Origin of the sequence: Variovorax paradoxus (assembly GCF_902712855.1) — a bacterium.
Classification (GTDB): Bacteria; Pseudomonadota; Gammaproteobacteria; order Burkholderiales; family Burkholderiaceae_C; genus Variovorax; species Variovorax paradoxus_Q.
On record NZ_LR743508.1, the window covers coordinates 1,325,596 to 1,342,155 of the forward strand.

Annotated in this window: 15 protein-coding genes; 10 read left to right on the plus strand and 5 right to left on the minus strand. The window is 68.2% G+C overall.

All coding sequences use genetic code 11. From position 1 onward, the window contains the following. Positions 1 to 11: 11 nt before the first annotated feature. Genes AACL56_RS32755 through AACL56_RS32765 form a run of 3 tightly spaced genes read left to right on the plus strand, consistent with a single transcriptional unit; the run spans position 12 to position 6,779 of the window. On the plus strand, positions 12 to 5,255 hold the full coding sequence (locus AACL56_RS32755; RefSeq protein WP_339094649.1) for a DNA repair ATPase: 5,244 nt from the start codon (positions 12 to 14) through the stop codon (positions 5,253 to 5,255). Position 5,256: 1 nt separating this feature from the next. Continuing rightward, a complete protein-coding gene (locus tag AACL56_RS32760) occupies positions 5,257 to 5,991 on the plus strand; it encodes a phospholipase D-like domain-containing protein (RefSeq protein WP_339094651.1) in 735 nt (244 codons plus the stop codon). Further along, on the plus strand, positions 5,988 to 6,779 hold the full coding sequence (locus AACL56_RS32765; RefSeq protein WP_339094653.1) for a hypothetical protein: 792 nt from the start codon (positions 5,988 to 5,990) through the stop codon (positions 6,777 to 6,779). The genes AACL56_RS32760 and AACL56_RS32765 overlap by 4 nt, the downstream gene beginning before the upstream one ends. An 80-nt stretch (positions 6,780 to 6,859) precedes the next feature. On the opposite strand, the gene AACL56_RS32770 is transcribed toward AACL56_RS32765, so the two are convergent. Both AACL56_RS32770 and AACL56_RS32775 read right to left on the minus strand, forming a co-directional pair. Beyond that, positions 6,860 to 7,006, minus strand: a complete 147-nt coding sequence (locus tag AACL56_RS32770) for a hypothetical protein (protein WP_339094655.1) — start codon at positions 7,004 to 7,006, stop codon at positions 6,860 to 6,862. Between the two features lie 285 nt (positions 7,007 to 7,291). Then, positions 7,292 to 7,858, minus strand: a complete 567-nt coding sequence (locus AACL56_RS32775; protein WP_116912055.1) for a LuxR C-terminal-related transcriptional regulator — start codon at positions 7,856 to 7,858, stop codon at positions 7,292 to 7,294. A gap of 105 nt (positions 7,859 to 7,963) precedes the next feature. On the opposite strand from AACL56_RS32775, the gene AACL56_RS32780 reads away from it, so the two are divergent. The 3 genes from AACL56_RS32780 to AACL56_RS32790 all read left to right on the plus strand — a co-directional run bounded on the left by AACL56_RS32780 (position 7,964) and on the right by AACL56_RS32790 (position 10,883). Beyond that, positions 7,964 to 8,776 carry a CoA transferase subunit A gene (locus tag AACL56_RS32780; protein WP_339094662.1) on the plus strand — a complete coding sequence of 271 codons (813 nt, stop codon included), beginning with the start codon at positions 7,964 to 7,966 and terminating at the stop codon, positions 8,774 to 8,776. Between the two features lies 1 nt (position 8,777). Further along, a complete protein-coding gene (locus AACL56_RS32785) occupies positions 8,778 to 9,416 on the plus strand; it encodes a 3-oxoacid CoA-transferase subunit B (protein ID WP_339094664.1) in 639 nt (212 codons plus the stop codon). Between the two features lie 72 nt (positions 9,417 to 9,488). Next, positions 9,489 to 10,883, plus strand: coding sequence for a CoA transferase (locus tag AACL56_RS32790; RefSeq protein WP_339094666.1), 1,395 nt, complete (start codon positions 9,489 to 9,491; stop codon positions 10,881 to 10,883). Between the two features lie 16 nt (positions 10,884 to 10,899). On the opposite strand, the gene AACL56_RS32795 is transcribed toward AACL56_RS32790, so the two are convergent. Beyond that, a complete protein-coding gene (locus AACL56_RS32795; RefSeq protein WP_339094668.1) occupies positions 10,900 to 11,205 on the minus strand; it encodes a hypothetical protein in 306 nt (101 codons plus the stop codon). Further along, positions 11,202 to 11,693 carry a hypothetical protein gene (locus AACL56_RS32800; protein WP_339094670.1) on the minus strand — a complete coding sequence of 164 codons (492 nt, stop codon included), beginning with the start codon at positions 11,691 to 11,693 and terminating at the stop codon, positions 11,202 to 11,204. The genes AACL56_RS32795 and AACL56_RS32800 overlap by 4 nt, the downstream gene beginning before the upstream one ends. A 303-nt stretch (positions 11,694 to 11,996) precedes the next feature. Between AACL56_RS32800 and AACL56_RS32805 the strand changes: the two genes are divergently transcribed. After that, positions 11,997 to 12,329: a hypothetical protein gene (locus AACL56_RS32805; RefSeq protein ID WP_339094672.1), complete on the plus strand. Its 333-nt coding sequence runs from the start codon at positions 11,997 to 11,999 to the stop codon at positions 12,327 to 12,329. A gap of 15 nt (positions 12,330 to 12,344) precedes the next feature. On the opposite strand, the gene AACL56_RS32810 is transcribed toward AACL56_RS32805, so the two are convergent. Continuing rightward, positions 12,345 to 13,244: a LysR family transcriptional regulator gene (locus AACL56_RS32810; RefSeq protein WP_339094674.1), complete on the minus strand. Its 900-nt coding sequence runs from the start codon at positions 13,242 to 13,244 to the stop codon at positions 12,345 to 12,347. Positions 13,245 to 13,422: 178 nt separating this feature from the next. Between AACL56_RS32810 and AACL56_RS32815 the strand changes: the two genes are divergently transcribed. Genes AACL56_RS32815 through AACL56_RS32825 form a run of 3 tightly spaced genes read left to right on the plus strand, consistent with a single transcriptional unit; the run spans position 13,423 to position 16,486 of the window. Further along, positions 13,423 to 14,946: a CoA-acylating methylmalonate-semialdehyde dehydrogenase gene (locus AACL56_RS32815; protein ID WP_339094676.1), complete on the plus strand. Its 1,524-nt coding sequence runs from the start codon at positions 13,423 to 13,425 to the stop codon at positions 14,944 to 14,946. Beyond that, positions 14,943 to 15,335 (plus strand): lysozyme inhibitor LprI family protein, encoded by a 393-nt coding sequence (locus AACL56_RS32820; protein WP_339094678.1) that lies wholly within the window; start codon positions 14,943 to 14,945, stop codon positions 15,333 to 15,335. Before AACL56_RS32815 ends, AACL56_RS32820 begins: the two co-directional genes overlap by 4 nt. Continuing rightward, positions 15,332 to 16,486, plus strand: a complete 1,155-nt coding sequence (locus AACL56_RS32825; protein WP_339094680.1) for an acyl-CoA dehydrogenase family protein — start codon at positions 15,332 to 15,334, stop codon at positions 16,484 to 16,486. Before AACL56_RS32820 ends, AACL56_RS32825 begins: the two co-directional genes overlap by 4 nt. Positions 16,487 to 16,560: the final 74 nt, after the last annotated feature.

The following is a 16,560-nucleotide window of genomic DNA, read 5'->3' on the forward strand; positions in this document are numbered from 1 at the left end:
CGCGCCGACCTATGCAACCTACGCAAGAAACGGCAACGCCGCCCGGAACGGAGGCGCAGACCGAAGCCCTCGTGTCCGGCAGCGGCAGCTACGACCTGCTGAAGAAGCGGCTCGAGACCCAGGGCGAGAGCCTGCTGGTGAAGGCCCAGGCGCTCAACGAGCAGCGGCTCGCCGAGTTCGGCCGCTCCGACCAGACGCTGATACTGCGCACCCGCGCGCGAACCGAGAACAACGCGGTCGCGCGCGACCTGGTGCGCATCGGCGACCTGCTGCTGTTCGGCTACAACGTGTTCATCGGCCTGCGCAAGGAAACCGCGGTCGGAGACGTGTTCGGCCTCTACCGGCTGGTGGCGCCGGGCGACGCCGGGCCGGGCGCCGACAGCGACGAGCTCCAGCCCGTGCCGCTGGCCGGCAGCTTCCTCGAGGATGCACGCTTCGCGTCCGACTTCCGCGAGCTGTATGCCTATTACAAGCAGGCCACGCTGCTGCAACTGCGCGTGACGCAGGACAAGCTGCTCGCGGCCTTCCAGATCGGACAGCAGGTCACCGACGTGCGCGTGTTCCGCTGGGCCATCGAGCGCGACGGGCGCATCAGCTACATCGACAACCGCGGCGAGCGCGACATCGCGCTGCCCGCGAGCCACGACTTCGAATGGACGGTGGCCACGCGCGAAGACCACGTCGGCGGCAAGCATCCGCACGTCAACGTGCTCGACACCGTCTTCGTCGAGACGCTGGGTGGCGACCTCACGATCAAGATCGAGAACAACACCGAGACCGGGCTGGGCATCTACAGCGAGCCGGTGGAAGACCGCAGCCAGTCGCTGGCCGACGCGGAGATCGCATGGGCGAAGCTGGGCATGCTGATACTGCTGCGCGTGAAGCCCTACCGCGAGCAGGTCACGCGCTACCTGGTCTTCAACATCCGCACGCAGCAGGTGGAGCGCATCGACGCCATCGGCGGCTCGTGCGTGCAGTTGCCGGAAGACCACGGCATCATCTTCCCGGGCGGCTACTACCTGCAGTCGGGCGAGCACAAGCGCTTCGACCTGCCCGCGGAGACGGTGGAGCACCTGCGCTTCAAGCGCATGCTGCGCTCGCCCAACGGCGAGGACGTGGCCTACATCTTCTACGACCCGAAGCCCGGCCGCTATGCGCTCTTCAACTACAACCTGATCGACAAGAAGCTCGCGATACCGATCATCGCGAACGGCTACGCGCGGTTCGCGGACGGCCGCATCCTGGTGTTCCACGACAACGACGGCGAGCCGTCGCGCGTGCACCCGATGCAGCTGTGGCAGACGCCGTTCGCGAGCGAAGAGCACGTGAGCGCGCAGCCGCCCTCGACCGGGTTCTTCGGCAAGATCGGAAACGCCGAGCTGGTGCGCGGCGTGAGCGACCTGATGGGCATTGCGCGTGCGGTGCGCGAGCAGGCGCCGACCAAGGCGGCCTACGAAGACCTCATACGCCAGTGCACCCGGGTGAGCGACGCCTACTTCTGGCTCGACGCGCCCGAGGCCGCCGGGCTCATGGGCGAACTGCGCAGCATCGCCGAGGTGGCACGCAGCACGCTGGCCGAGTTCGAGAAGGTCGACACCATCCGTCGCGAGACCGCGCGTGCGCTGGCCCGTGCGGAAGACGCGCAGCATGCGCTGCTGGTCGATATCGCGAGCACCCTCTGGCGTGCGCCCGACGATTTCGTGAAGGCGCTGGGCCGGCTGCGCGAACGCCGCGGCGCGCTGCAGATGCTCAAGGAGCTGCGCTACGCCGACCTGCCGCGCATCGCCGCGATGGACGCCGCGCTCGAGACCGAGCAGCAGCGCATCGGCGAGCGTGCCATGCAGTTCCTGGCGGCCGATACCGCCTTCGCCGGCCAGCGCCAGGCGCTCGACAAGCTGGCGCTCGAGTTGCCCAACCTCGGTACCTCGCCGGCGCTGGGGCAACTGCTGGCCACGCTCGACGAGCAGGCGGCCGGGCTCGACCTGCTGACCGAGCAGCTCGGCAGCCTGCCGGGCGGCGACGCGGTGATACGCACGTCGATCCTCGACCGCATCTCTCTGATCTACGCCGACATCAACCGCATGCGCGCCGATGCGCGCACGCGACGCAAGTCGCTCGGCGCCACCGAAGCGCGCGCGGAGTTCGGTGCGCAGTTCAAGCTGTTCGGCCAGGCGGTCGAGAACGCGCTGGAGTTCGCCGACACGCCCGAGAAGTGCGACGACGCGCTCACGCGCCTGCTGGCGCAGCTGGAAGAGATCGAAGGCCGCTTCGCCGAGCAGGAAGACTTCCTGGCGGACATCGCCGACAAGCGCGAGAACGTGTACGAGGCGCTGTCGGCGCGGCGCCAGAGCCTGGTCGAGGCGCGCCAGCGCCGCGCGCAGGGCTTGGTCGACGCGGCGGGGCGCATCCTCGACGGCATTGCGCGGCGCATCGCACAGTTCGGCGAGCTGGGCCAAGTGCACAGCTACTTCGCGGCCGACCCGATGATCGGCAAGCTGCACACGCTGATCGCCGACCTGCGCTCACTCGGCGCAGCCGTGCCCGCGGACGAGCTCGACACCCGGCTGAAGACTGCGCGCGACCAGGCGCTGCGCGCGGTGCGCGACAAGCGCGAACTGGTGAGCGAAGGCGGCGACACGCTGCGCCTGGGCCGCCACGCCTTCACGGTGCACCGCCAGCCGGTCGACCTGACGCTGGTGGCACGCGAGGAAGGCATGGCCTACCAGGTGACGGGCACCGACTACCAGAGCCCGGTGGAGGACGAGCGGCTGCAGGCCCTGCAGGCCTACTGGAACCAGACGCTGGTGTCCGAGACGCCCGAGCTCTCTCGCGCCGAATACCTCGCGGGCCGCCTGCTGGAGGCGCTGCTGGTCGGCAAAGCCGAACGCAGCTGGGCCGACGTGCGCACGCTGCTGGCCGAAGACCCGCAGCATCCGCAACTGCTGGAGATGGTGCGGCGCTTCGCCGCCGCCCGCTACCAGGAGGGCTACCAGAAGGGCATCCATGACGACGACGCCTTGCGCCTGCTGGGCGCGTTGGTGCGCATGCAGGACCAGGCCGGCTTGCTGGCCTGGGGCCCGACCGAGCGCGCGCTGGCCTTGCTCCACTGGCAGCACGGCCACCTGATCGCGCATCGCGAATCGCTGTTGCGCCGCGCGCGCGCGGCGCTGCAGATGCAGGAACTGTTCGGCCGGCAGGATGCGCTGCAGCAGCTCGAAGCCGACACCGCGCGCTCGTTGTTGCATTTCGCGCGCGACGTGCTGCCCGATCTGCTGCCGCTCGCGGACACCGCCGGCGAGGCGGAGCGGGAGGCCCACGAGGGGCGCGTCGCCACCTTGTGCGACCAGGCCGCGGCCTACCTCGTGCGCGAACTGGCGGCGCATGCGGGCGAGACCTGGGTGGTTTCCGGCGCGGGCGAAGACCTGGCTTCGGCGCTGCTGCGCGAGCTCGAACGCGGTGGGCGCCGCGAGGCCTGGCAGGCTGACCTCGACGCGGCACCACCCGCGGAGCGCTGGCGCCTGGCGCGCGACTGGGTGCAGGCGTATGCCATCCACCAAGCACCGCAATCTGCCGACTGGATCGACGACGCCGCCAGCGTGCTGGCGATGCCGCTGAAGCGCACGCGCGTCAACGTGGCGCTCGATCAGTCCGTGGAAGGGCTTCGCAGCGAGCATCCGCGTGTGGTCGAAGGCCGCCTGACGCTGAACCTCAACGACTTCTGGCGGCGTTTCCTGTTCCATGTGCAGCACGCGGTGCCGGGCTACGAGGCGTTGCAGCGCCTGCGCCATGCGCTGCTCGAACGCGAGAAGGCCCGCCTGAAGCTGAGCCAGTTCCAGGCCAAGCCGTTGTCGACCTTCGTTCGCAACCGGCTGATCGACGAGCTCTACTTGCCCATCATCGGCGACAACCTCGCCAAGCAGATCGGCTCCGCCGGCGAAGGCAGCCGCACCGACCGCATGGGCCTGTTGCTGCTGATCTCGCCGCCGGGCTACGGCAAGACCACGCTCATGGAGTACGTGGCCGACCGGCTGGGCCTGATCTTCGTGCGCATCAACTGCCCTGCGCTGGGCCACGGCGTGACCGCCATCGATCCGGCCAACGCGCCCAACAGTGCCGCGCGGCTGGAACTCGAAAAGCTCAACCTGGGCCTGGCGATGGGCAGCAATGTGATGCTGTACCTCGACGACATCCAGCACACGAGCCCGGAGTTCCTGCAGAAGTTCATCGCGCTGGCCGACGGCACGCGCCGCATCGAGGGCGTCTGGAACGGCGAGCCGCGCAGCTACGACATGCGCGGCAAGCGCTTCGCGATCGTGATGGCGGGTAATCCGTACACCGAGTCGGGCGACGTGTTCAAGATCCCGGACATGCTGGCCAACCGGGCCGACATCTACAACCTGGGCGACGTGCTGTCGGGCCGCGAGGCGGCGTTCGCGCTGTCGTACATCGAGAACAGCCTGACCTCCAACCCCACGCTAATGCCGCTGGCCTCGCGCGACCCGAAGGACGTGCAGCTGCTCGTGCAGATGGCGCAGGGCCACGAGGTGCCGAGCAGCGCGCTGTCGCATGCCTACAGCGCGGTCGAGCTGGAGGAGATCAAGGCGCTGCTGCAGCGGCTGTTCCGCGCGCGCGACCTGCTGCTGAAGGTGAACCTCGCGTACATCGAGTCGGCCGCGCAGCAGGAAAGCTACCGCGTGGTGCCGTCGTTCAAGCTGCAGGGCAGCTATCGCAACATGACCAAGCTCGCGGGCAGGATCACCGCGCTGATGCGCGACGACGAGCTCGATGCGCTGCTGCGCGACCACTACCGTGGCGAAGCCCAGACCCTGACCACCGGCGCAGAGGAAAACCTGCTGCGCCTGGCCCAGTTGCTCGGCAGCCCGACGCCCGAGGAGGACGCGCGCTGGAAGTCGATCTGCGAAGAATTCGTACGCCAGCGCAAGCTCGGCGGCGACGATGTGGATGGCAGCCAGCGCATCGCCAGCAGCATGCTCGACGTGGCGCGCGCGGTCGATGCGCTCAAGCCGCAGCCGGTGCCGCCGGCCGAAGGCCCGAGCGACAGCCAGCGCCTGGCCGACGCGATGCTGCAGATCGCCGTGACCTACCGCGAGCTGATCCTGCCGCTTGTGACGGCGACCGAACGCCGGCTCGAGCTCGACCGCTCGATCACGAAGGACATGGAGCGGCTGGCCTCCGAGGTGCAGGCCACGCGCGCTGCGCGGCCCCGCACGCCCAAACCCGACAAGGAGCAATGACATGGCTGCGTTGCCTTCGACCGCGGGCGATCCGCCCCCGGCGTTGCCCGAACTGCTCGCGCAGCTCGACGCCACGCTCGCCGATGCACGTCTGAGCGACGACGAACGCCGCGTGCTGGTCCACACGCTGCGCGAGGCTTCGCCGCCGGAAGACGGCCTGCGGCAGCTGCGCAACCGGGCCTTCGACCTGGTGCGTGCGCGCACTTCCGACCCCGACCAGCTGTCGCTGCTGAAGTGGCTCGAAGGCGTGGTCCGCGCCATCGACACCGGCCGCTCGCCGGACCATGCGGTGGTACGGTCGCAGGCCTTCTTCAGCCCAGGCACGGGCTGCCTTCAGGCCATCAATCAGCAGCTTCGGGCGGCGAGGCGCTCGATCGACCTCTGCGTGTTCACGCTCTCGGACGACCGCATCACGGCCGAGGTGCTGGCCGCGCACCGGCGCGGCGTGTCGCTGCGCTGCATTTCCGACAACGACAAGGAATTCGACCTCGGCAGCGACATCGGCCAGTTGCGTGCCGCCGGCATTCCGGTGGCGGTGGACCGGACCGACGCGCACATGCACCACAAGTTCGCCATCTTCGACGGCGCCCGGCTGCTCAACGGCAGCTACAACTGGACGCGCAGCGCCTGCGAGTTCAACGAGGAGAACCTGGTGCTGACCAACGATCCTTCGCTGGTACGCCGCTTCGCGGACGAGTTCGACACTCTTTGGAAAGAATTCCAGGCCCCCCGATGAGCAGACGAATCGACTACGACTGGGAGCTGCCGCCCGCGCTGCAGCAGCGCCTGGGCGCCTCCAGCTATGGCGCGCAGCGCATCCTCCAAGAAGAGGATCACCTGATGGTGATCCTGCACGAGCCGCCCGCCGGCACCGGCTCGGAGCGCAAGCCTGCCGTGTTCCTGCGCAAGCCCGACGGGGCGTGGCTGCACAAGGGCAACAACCCCGGCGACCGGGCGCTGCAGAAGCTTCTCGAGAGCTACCGCGCGTCGCTGAGCACCTTCGAGATCCAGCACGAATCGGCGCAGGACTCCGGGGCGTTGTTCCAGATCCTGGGGCCGCTGATTCCGCTCGCGCGCGCCGCATCGAACCTGCAGGCCACGCTGCAGGCCGCGCGCGAAGCCGTACCCGAGGACGCCCTGGTCACCGACATGCGCGACCGCGCCGTCGAGATCGCGCGCGGCATCGAGCTGCTGCTGGCGGACACCCGCATGTCGCTCGACTACCGGCTGGCCCACGCGGCCGAGCAGCAGGCACAGGCGGCCATGGAAGTCAGCCGCGCGCAGCACAAGCTCAACACCATCGCGGCGCTGACCTTTCCGCTGATGGCCATCGGCGCAGCCTTCGGCATGAACCTGCACAGCGGCATGGAGAGCCTGCCGGGCTGGGTCTACTGGGCGATCTTCGGCGCAGGCCTGTTCATGGGCGTGCTGCTGCGCGGGTGGGTGAAGGCACCGGGACCGGCATCGCAGCCGGCCGCCGATGCCTTTGCCGCTTCGAAGCTCGGGCCCGTCAGGAAGAAGTAGCTGCACGGACGGGGCGATCGCAGCCGCTGCGGCGCCCGCGCCGATCCGCGGCCGCCCGCCACCTACGCGGCCGCCCGCAACTACAACCTGACGTTGATGATCGACAGGATGATGGCCGAGAGCGTCAGCGCCACCGGCAGCTTCTGCACGGCCAGCGCATGGGCGCGTGCTACCGAGACTTGCGTTTGCAGCAGCAGGCTCTTTTCTGAATGGATGGGTGTGGACATTTCGTACTCCTGGATGATCGCGGGCATCGTGCCTGCATGGCTTCAACGATAGTCCTCCCAGCGCGTGCCGGCGCCTGTGGATCGACGACACGGCGTTTCCGTTTTCGCAACGATCGGCCGGCTGTTCAGCCGGAACTTCCCGCGGCCTGCGGGATCGGGTTCGCGATGCGGTCGCGGTGAGCGGCTGGAGGCTTCGCGTGCCTCCGGGTCTCGACGCTCGGTGCCGCGCGTTCCGTGCGCGGCGCGCGGCACGTGAAGCGCCGGAGGACAGTTGAAACGCAGGCGTCAGCCTGCGATCAGCTTCTGCACCAGCTCCGCGGTGGTTGCCGCCGCGTACTTGCGCATCAGCCTCGCACGGTGAAGCTCCACCGTGCGGTGGCTGATGCCCAGCGCCTTGCCGATCTCCTTGGACGTGAGCCCGCGCATCACCTGCGCGGCCACCTCGCGCTCGCGCGGCGTGAGTTCGGCCTTCACGGCGCGGCGCGAACCGAGGTCTTCGAAAGTCCAGATGCCGGCTTCGTGCGGCGCGGCGCGGTTCATGGCGTGCCCCGTCACGTGGCACCAGAAGGTCTCGCCGGCGATGGCGCCATGCAGCCCGCCCAGGCGTTTCATCATGCGGTTGTCGGCGTAGTGGCCGCTGGCGTTCAGGAACGGCTCCATGCGCTTGCCGATGCGCTCGAACTCGGCCACGCTCGGATACAGGATGCTGAACGAATGCCCCACCAGCGCCGGGGGCGTTGCGCCGAATATTTCGCACACCCGCAGGTTGCAGGCGACGATGGTGCGGTTGCTCGACACCACCATGCCGACGGGCGCGTGTTCAAACGCCAGCCGGTAATCGATCTCGGGCATCGGGGGTCACCATTACGAAATACTACGTATGCGGGTACGTAGTATCGTTCAGGGCTTTCCCACCCACCTTCCACATTCTTCATCCTCATCCATCAAGGAGCCCGAGTGAACAAGATCTATCCCTCCGCAGACGCGGCACTCAAGGGAGTCGTGGCCGACGGGCAGATGCTCGCGGTCGGCGGCTTCGGCCTGTGCGGCATTCCCGAAGCGCTGATCGACGCGCTGAAGGATTCCAACGTGCAGAACCTGACCGTCGTGTCGAACAACGCCGGCGTCGACGGTTTCGGCCTCGGCAAGCTGCTGGAGACGCGCCAGATCAAGAAGATGGTCGCCTCGTACGTCGGCGAGAACAAGGAGTTCGAGCGCCAGTACCTGGCCGGCGAACTCGAGCTCGAATTCACGCCGCAGGGTACGTTGGCCGAAAAGCTGCGCGCCGGCGGCGCGGGCATCCCGGCCTTCTTCACCAAGACCGGCGTGGGCACCCAGGTGGCTGAAGGCAAGGAGCTGCGCGAGTTCGGCGGTGAAACCTACGTCATGGAGCATTCGCTGGTGCCCGACGTGGCACTGGTCAAGGCCGACGTGGCCGACAAGTCGGGCAACCTGCGTTTCCGCCTGACGGCGCGCAACTTCAACCCGGCCGCCGCCATGGCCGGCAAGGTCTGCATCGTCGAGGTCGAGAAGATCGTCGAGGTGGGCGAGCTGGCCCCCGACGACATCCACCTGCCGGGCATCTACGTGCACCGCATCGTGCTCAACGCCAACCCAGAGAAGCGCATCGAGAAGCGCACCGTGAGCGCCGCCGCCCCGGTGGATGCGGCCGCGGCCAAGGTCGAGGCCCAGGCCGTCATCGCACAGGCCGCCGCCGGCACCGACGTGCCCGTGCCCACCGTGCCCGCCAACAAGAAAGAAGGAGCCTGAGATGCCCTGGACCCAAGACCAGATGGCGGCCCGCGCCGCCCAAGAACTCGAAGACGGCTTCTACGTCAACCTCGGCATCGGCATCCCGACCCTGGTGGCCAACCACACCGGCACCAAGGAAGTCTGGCTGCAGAGCGAGAACGGCATGCTGGGCATCGGCCCGTTCCCGACCGAAGAGAATGTCGACGCCGACCTGATCAACGCCGGCAAGCAGACCGTCACCACGCTGCCGGGCTCGGCCATCTTCGGCAGCCATGACAGCTTCGCGATGATCCGCGGCGGCAAGATCAACCTGTCGATCCTCGGCGCCATGCAGGTCAGCGTGAAGGGCGACCTGGCCAACTGGATGATCCCAGGCAAGATGGTCAAGGGCATGGGCGGCGCGATGGACCTGGTGGCCGGCGTGAAGCGCGTGATCGTGCTGATGGAGCACGTGGCGAAGAAGAAGGACGGCACCGAGGACCTGAAGATCCTCGAGAAGTGCACCTTGCCGCTGACCGGCGTGGGCGTGGTCGACCGCATCATCACCGACCTGGCCGTGATGGACGTCGTGCCCGAAGGCCTGAAGGTCGTCGAACTGGCGCCGGGCGTGAGCTTCGATGCGCTGCAGGCCAAGACGGGTGCGAAGCTGATCCAGTAAGGCGGCGCGCCCGACGACAGCCGCAAGCAGGGCCGCGCGAGCGGGCCCTGCTTTTTTCATTGGAGAACGCAGATGGATTCAAATGAAGTTCTGGCCGCGATCTGGCGGCAGGCGGGCCTGCCCGACGAGGCGCTGGCGTTCGCGAAGCTGACCGGCGCCGACCCCGTGCTGCCATCGTCCTTCGCGGTCGGCGCTGCGGCGCAGAGCACCATCGCGGCTGCCGCGCTGGCGGCCTGCGAGCTGGCGCATGAGCGGGGCGTGCCGAGGCAGGAGGTGTCGGTCGACATGCTGCACGCGGCGCTCGAATGCACGGGCTGGTTCAGCCTCGACGGGCACGTGGCCGACATCTGGGACAAGTTCTCCGGCCTCTACCGGTGCGCCGACGGCTGGGTGCGCGTGCACGCGAACTTTGCGCACCACCGCGACGGCGCGCTGCGCCTGATGAAGCTCGACCCCGCGACCGCCACGCGCGCCGATGCCGAAGCGGCCATGGCCACCTGGAAGGCGCGCGATTTCGAAGACGCGGCGGCGGCACAAGGCCTCGTCGTCACCGCCTTGCGAAGCTTCGACGAATGGGACGCCACGCCTCAGGCGCAGGCCCTGGCCGCGCAGCCGCTGTTCACCATCGAGCGCATCGGCGACGCGGCGCCGTTGCCGCTGCCCACGCTGAACGAAGACCAGCGCCCCTTGAGCGGAGTGCGTGTGCTCGACCTCACGCGCATCCTCGCCGGCCCGGTCGGCGGCAGGGCGCTGGCCGCCTACGGCGCCGACGTGTTGCTCATCAACTCGCCGAACCTTCCCAACATCGAGGCCATCGCGGACACCAGCCGCGGCAAGCTCAGCGCGCATGCCGATCTGCGCACCGACGAAGGCCGCGCCACGCTGCGCAAGCTCATTGCCGATGCGCATGTCTTCGTGCAGGGCTACCGGCCCGGCGGCATGGCCGGGCTGGGCTTCGGGCCGCGCGAGCTCAGCGCGCTGCGGCCGGGCATCGTCTGCGTGTCGCTCACGGCGTACGGCACGCAGGGGCCCTGGGCGCAGCGGCGCGGCTTCGACTCGCTCGTGCAGACCGCCACGGGCTTCAACGATGCGGAAGGCAAGGCGGCCGGCGACGGCAAGCCGCGCGCGTTGCCGATGCAGATCCTCGACGAAGCCACGGGCTACCTCATGGCATTCGGCGCGGCCGCCGCACTGCGGCGCCAGCAGCGCGAAGGCGGCAGCTGGCATGTGCAGGTGTCGCTGGCGCAGACCGGTCAGTGGTTGCGCGGGCTGGGCCGCGTGCCGGGCGGGCTGCTGATCACCCGGCCTGACGTCGCACTGCGTGCCGAGACGACCACCTCCGGCTTCGGAGAACTGACCGCGTTGCGGCACAGCGCGCAGATTGCGCGCACGCCGGCCGCATGGCCTCGCCCGTCGATGCCGCCGGGGAGTCATCCGCCGGCATGGCCGGATGTCAGCGTGGGTTGAAGTCGTGCCCGCAGGTTCAGAGGCCGAAGAGAGCGACCGTGGCCCAGAATGCGACGAAGAGCGCGGCCACCCCAGCCGATAGCACGGAGACCGCGAAGACCAGCAGATAGGCACTGCGTTCGACGCCGCGGGCCCTGTGCGGCACACAACGCCAGTAGATCAGTGCAACCCACAGCAGCAGCGCAGCCGCGGCGATGGCCGCGATCGGCCCGGACACGAGCAGCACGTGGTGCCGCTCGAGCGCTGTGAGGCCGACGTTGAGAACCGGAATGGAGGCGGCCCACGCCAGCACGTGCAGTCCCAGGCGCGAAACCGCATTCATCGGATCGCCTCGCCCTTGAAAAAGTGGCTGGGCATCGGATCTTCCCAGCCGGGTGCCTGAAATCCGGGAGTGGACACGGAAGGCACCTGGCCCATGACGCTGCCGAGCAGGCCGGCGACATAGGAGCTGCTGTTGTACTCGCCGGGACGCATCCGCGATCCGCGAATGTTCTTCGGGGCAGAGTAGGGCGCGACGTAGCTTGCGAATTTCTGCGAGCGGACAATGATCTGATGCGCGAACTCGGTCCGGCTCATGCCCTGCGGCGGATGAAGCTCGATTCGAACCCGCACGCCGCTCGGTGTCGAATTCTCGTGCCGGTTGGCTCGAATGAGCGCCATGTTGCGCACGCCGGCTTCCCGCAGGGTTGGCTGCCCATCCAGCACGGTGATGCCGCTGTACGCGTCGTCGATGACGATGGAGAAATGCAGGTCGGGCGGGTCCGGCCAGCTGACGTAGCCTGCGGCGCCCGCCGCGATCCGGCCATACAAGGTGACGGTCGGCTCCGAATGCTGTGCAAGCGCGACCGAGTCGGTGCGGTGCTCATCGGCGAGCTTTCGGATCTGGAGCTGCCTGTTGCGGCAGTGGATTGCTGAGTTGTCATTTCCCTTCCTTTGTTGGACCGTCGTGGCCTCTTCGGGGGATGATGCAGTCCCAGGCGGGACGGTCCCTCAGCATCCGCTTCGGCATTCGGTCTGCATGCGAACAACGGCACGGTTGCGGAAAGAATGCGTCGAGAGCGCGTCACTGCCCAAGCCTTTCGGCCACTTCCATCGGGTGAGAAAATCGTCCGCATGCCAACGACGAACAGATACGAAGGACGGCCGCTGCTGCGGCTGGTGGATTGCCTGGTGCTCGATGCCATCGACCAGCTCGACGACGAGAAGCGCGCCACGCTCGAGGCGCTGGAACCGCGGCTGGCGCAGACCTTCAGCGCCACCGGCACGTGGCAGCAGATGATCGCCAGCCAGATGGGCTTTGGCGACGACGTGCCCGACCGGATCCGCCACTTCTGGCGGCGCTATCTCGATCACGCCGAGACGAACAACGAGCGCGTCGATGCGCAGGCTTTCGTGGTCGACTTCGTGGCGCAGAATTTTCCCGACCTGGCGCCGCCGCGGCGCTGAAGGCCGGCCGGGCGCTCAGGCTGGCGGCGGCAGCAGCAACAGCCGCTGTTGCGCCTGGACCGTGCTGCGCAGGAACTCCCACACGGCCTGCATGCGCACGAGGTGCTTGGTTTCCGCCGGCATCGACATCCAGAAGGTCCGCGTGAAGTTCGCCTGTCCGGGCAGCACGGGCTTCAGCGCCTTGTCGTTCTCCGCCACGAACGCCGGCAGCACGGCGATGCCGGCGCCCGCGACCACCGCGCCGTGCTGCGCGAGCACGCTGGTGCTGCGCAGCGCGAAGGCATCGGGCCGGTGCAGCTCGTCGAGGTACTGAAGTTCCTTGCTGAAGAGCAGGTCGTCGACGTAGCTGACGAAGGTGTGGCCGCGCAGGTCCTCGCGCGTCCTGATGGGCTTGTGCGCGGCCAGATACTTCCTCGACGCGTAGAGCCTCAGCGTGTAGTCGGTGAGCTTGGCGACCACCACCGGCCCGCGCGCCGGACGCTCGAGCGAGATCACGATGTCGGCCTCGCGCCGCGACAGGTGCACCAGGCGCGGCATGGCCAGCAGGTCGATGGTGAGCTTCGGGTGCTGCATCGCGAACAGCGCGAGCTGCGGCGCCAGCACCACCGTGCCGAAGCCCTCTGTCGCGCCGATGCGCACCAGCCCCGACAGGCCTTCCTGCGAGGCCGGCGCCGTGCTCTCCACGGCCTGGAACGCGCTTTCCATCGCCTCGACCTGGGGCTGCAGACGCCGGCCCGCTTCGGTGAGCCGGTGGCCGCCGGCCTCGCGCGAAAAGAGCGGCGCCCCCACCTCCTTCTCGAGCGCCTGGATGCGACGCGCCACCGTGGTGTGGTCGACCTCCAGCCGGCGCGCGGCGCTCATCAGCGTGCCCGAGCGCGCGAGCTCCAGGAAATAGCGCAGGTTGTCCCAGTCCATCGGTGCGGTGCCTCCGGCGCCGACAGTCGATGCTGTGCAATTTTGCAAAGCCGTGGCGCATATTTGTCTATTGTCATGGCAAATCTGCAAAGCTAGGATGCAAGGCTGAACCGGCCCGGCCGGCACCCGCTTTCACCGCTTTGACCGGTTTCACACGATTCACAGGAGACAACAACCCATGGACGCCACCACCACCCCGTCGACCCAGGTCGCCACCGTCAAGCTGCTGATCGGCGGCAAGTTCGTCGAGTCGAAGACCAGGGAATGGCGCGACATCGTCAATCCGGCCACGCAGGAGGTGCTCGCCCGCGTGCCCTTTGCCACGCAGGACGAACTCGACGCGGCCGTCGCGTCGGCCAAGGACGCCTTCAAGACCTGGCGCAAGACGCCCATCGGCGCTCGCGCCCGGATCTTCCTGAAGTACCAGCAGCTCATTCGCGAGAACATGGCCGAGCTGGCCGCCATCCTCACGGCGGAACAGGGCAAGACACTGCCCGACGCCGAAGGCGATGTGTTCCGCGGCCTCGAAGTGGTCGAGCACGCATCCAACATCGGCAACCTGCAGCTCGGCGAGCTGGCCAACAACGTGGCCAATGGCGTGGACACCTACACGCTGCTGCAGCCGCTGGGCGTGTGCGCCGGCATCACGCCGTTCAACTTCCCCGCGATGATTCCGCTGTGGATGTTCCCGATGGCCATCGTCACCGGCAACACCTTCGTGCTGAAGCCTTCCGAACAGGACCCGATGGTCACCATGCGCCTGTGCGAGCTGGCGCTCGAAGCCGGCATTCCGGCCGGCGTGCTGAACGTCGTGCATGGCGGCGAAGCCGTGGTCAACGGCATCTGCGACCACAAGGACATCAAGGCGATCAGCTTCGTCGGTTCGACCAAGGTCGGCACGCACGTCTACAACCGCGCCACGCTGGCCGGCAAGCGCGTGCAATGCATGATGGGCGCGAAGAACCACGCCATCGTGATGCCCGACGCCAACAAGGAACAGACGCTCAACGCACTGGCCGGCGCGAGCTTCGGTGCCGCGGGCCAGCGCTGCATGGCGGTGTCGGTGGCGGTCCTGGTGGGCGAGGCGCGCAACTGGGTGCCCGAACTCATCGAGAAGGCGAAGACGCTGAAGGTCGGTGCCGGCGTCGAGAAGGGCGTGGACGTGGGCCCGCTGGTGTCCTGCGCCGCGTACGACCGCGTCAACAGCCTCATCCAGCGCGGCGAAGCCGACGGTGCCAAGCTGGTGCTCGACGGCCGCAAGCCGACGGTGCCCGGTTTCGAGAAGGGCAACTTCGTCGGCCCGACGATCTTCACCGGCGTGAAGCCCGGCATGACGATCTATGACCAGGAAATCTTCGGGCCGGTGCTGTGCGTGGCCGACGCCGAGACCATCGACGAGGCGATCGAGCTGATCAACAGCAACCCGAACGGCAACGGCACCGCCATCTTCACGCAGTCGGGTGCGGCGGCCCGCCGCTTCCAGGAAGACATCGACGTGGGCCAGGTCGGCATCAACGTGCCGATCCCGGTGCCGGTGCCGATGTTCTCGTTCACCGGTTCGCGTGCGTCCAAGCTCGGCGATCTGGGCCCGTACGGCAAGCAGGTCATCATGTTCTACACGCAGACCAAGACCGTCACGGCGCGCTGGTTCGACGACAGCACCGTCTCGCACGGCGTGAACACCACCATCAGCCTCAAATGAGGCATGGGTTTCGCGCTGCGGCCTGCGTCGCGGCGGCGGCGGTTGCCTTGTGCGCCGGCGGTGCGCAGGCTGCTGCCGGTGCGCCCGGGTGCAATCCCGACGGGAACCAGCAGGAGATGAACGAGTGCGCGGCGCGCGACTTTCGCGCGGCCGATGCCGAGCTCAACATCCGCTACGGCGAGGTGATGAAGACGCTCTCGTCGCAGATGCGCGTGGCGCTGCGCAACGAGCAGCGTGCCTGGCTCAAGGGCCGCGACCCCGCCTGCAAGCGGGCGGCGAAGGCGAGCGAAGGCGGCTCCATCTGGCCCATGGTGTTCAGCGCATGCCTCGAGACATCAACCCGCAAACGCACCGCCGAACTGGATCGCTGGAAGGGCCGCGAGCAATGAATTTCGAACTGTCCGAAGAACAGAACGCCTTTGCGCAGAGTGCGCGCGACTTTGCACAGGCCGAGTTCGCGCCCCATGCAGCCAGGTGGGACGCCGAGGCCTTCTTTCCGAAGGAGGCCATCGCCAAGGCCGGCGAGCTGGGCTTCTGCGGCCTCTACGCGCCCGAGCGCATCGGCGGGCTGGGCCTGCCGCGGCTCGATGCGGCACTGGTGTTCGAGGAAATGGCGGCGGTCGATCCGTCGACCACGGCCTTCATCACCATCCACAACATGGCGACGTGGATGCTCGGCACCTGGGCCGCCGACGAGGTGGCCGGGCAATGGGGCGAGGAACTGACGAGCGGGCGCAAGCTGGCCTCGTATTGCCTCACCGAGCCGGGCGCCGGCTCCGATGCGGGCTCGCTCAAGACGCGCGCCGAGCTGCAGGGCGCCGAATACGTCATCAACGGCGGCAAGGCGTTCATCTCGGGCGCGGGCGCCACCGACGTGCTGGTGCTGATGGCGCGCACCGGCGGCGCGGGTGCGAGCGGCATCTCGGCCTTCGCGGTGCCGGCCGATGCGCCCGGCATCAGCTACGGCAAGAAGGAACACAAGATGGGCTGGAACAGCCAGCCCACGCGCACCATCAACTTCGACAACGTGCGCGTGCCCGCGCAGAACCTGCTGGGCAAGGAAGGAGAGGGCTTCCGCATCGCGATGAAGGGCCTCGACGGCGGGCGCATCAACATCGCGACCTGCTCGGTGGGCGCAGCACAGGGCGCACTCGACGCGGCGCGCCGCTACCTGCACGAACGCCAGCAGTTCGGCAAGCCGCTCGCGAGCTTCCAGGCGCTGCAGTTCAAGCTGGCCGACATGGCGACCGAACTGGTCGCGGCGCGGCAGATGGTGCGGCTGGCGGCCTCCAAGCTCGACGCTGGCCATGCAGACGCCAGCACCTACTGCGCGATGGCCAAGCGCTTCGCGACGGATGCGGGCTTCAACGTGTGCAACGAGGCGCTGCAGCTGCACGGCGGCTACGGCTATCTCAGCGAGTTCCCGCTCGAGCGGCTGGTGCGCGACGCGCGCGTGCACCAGATCCTCGAGGGCACCAACGAAATCATGCGCGTGATCGTTGCGCGCAAATTGCTGGAGGGCGACAGCGACATCCGCTAGGCGAGGCACGCGCCGGCGGCCGGGCAAGGCCGGTGGCGCAGCGGTTCGCGCACGTATCCTCGGGTTTTTCTGTT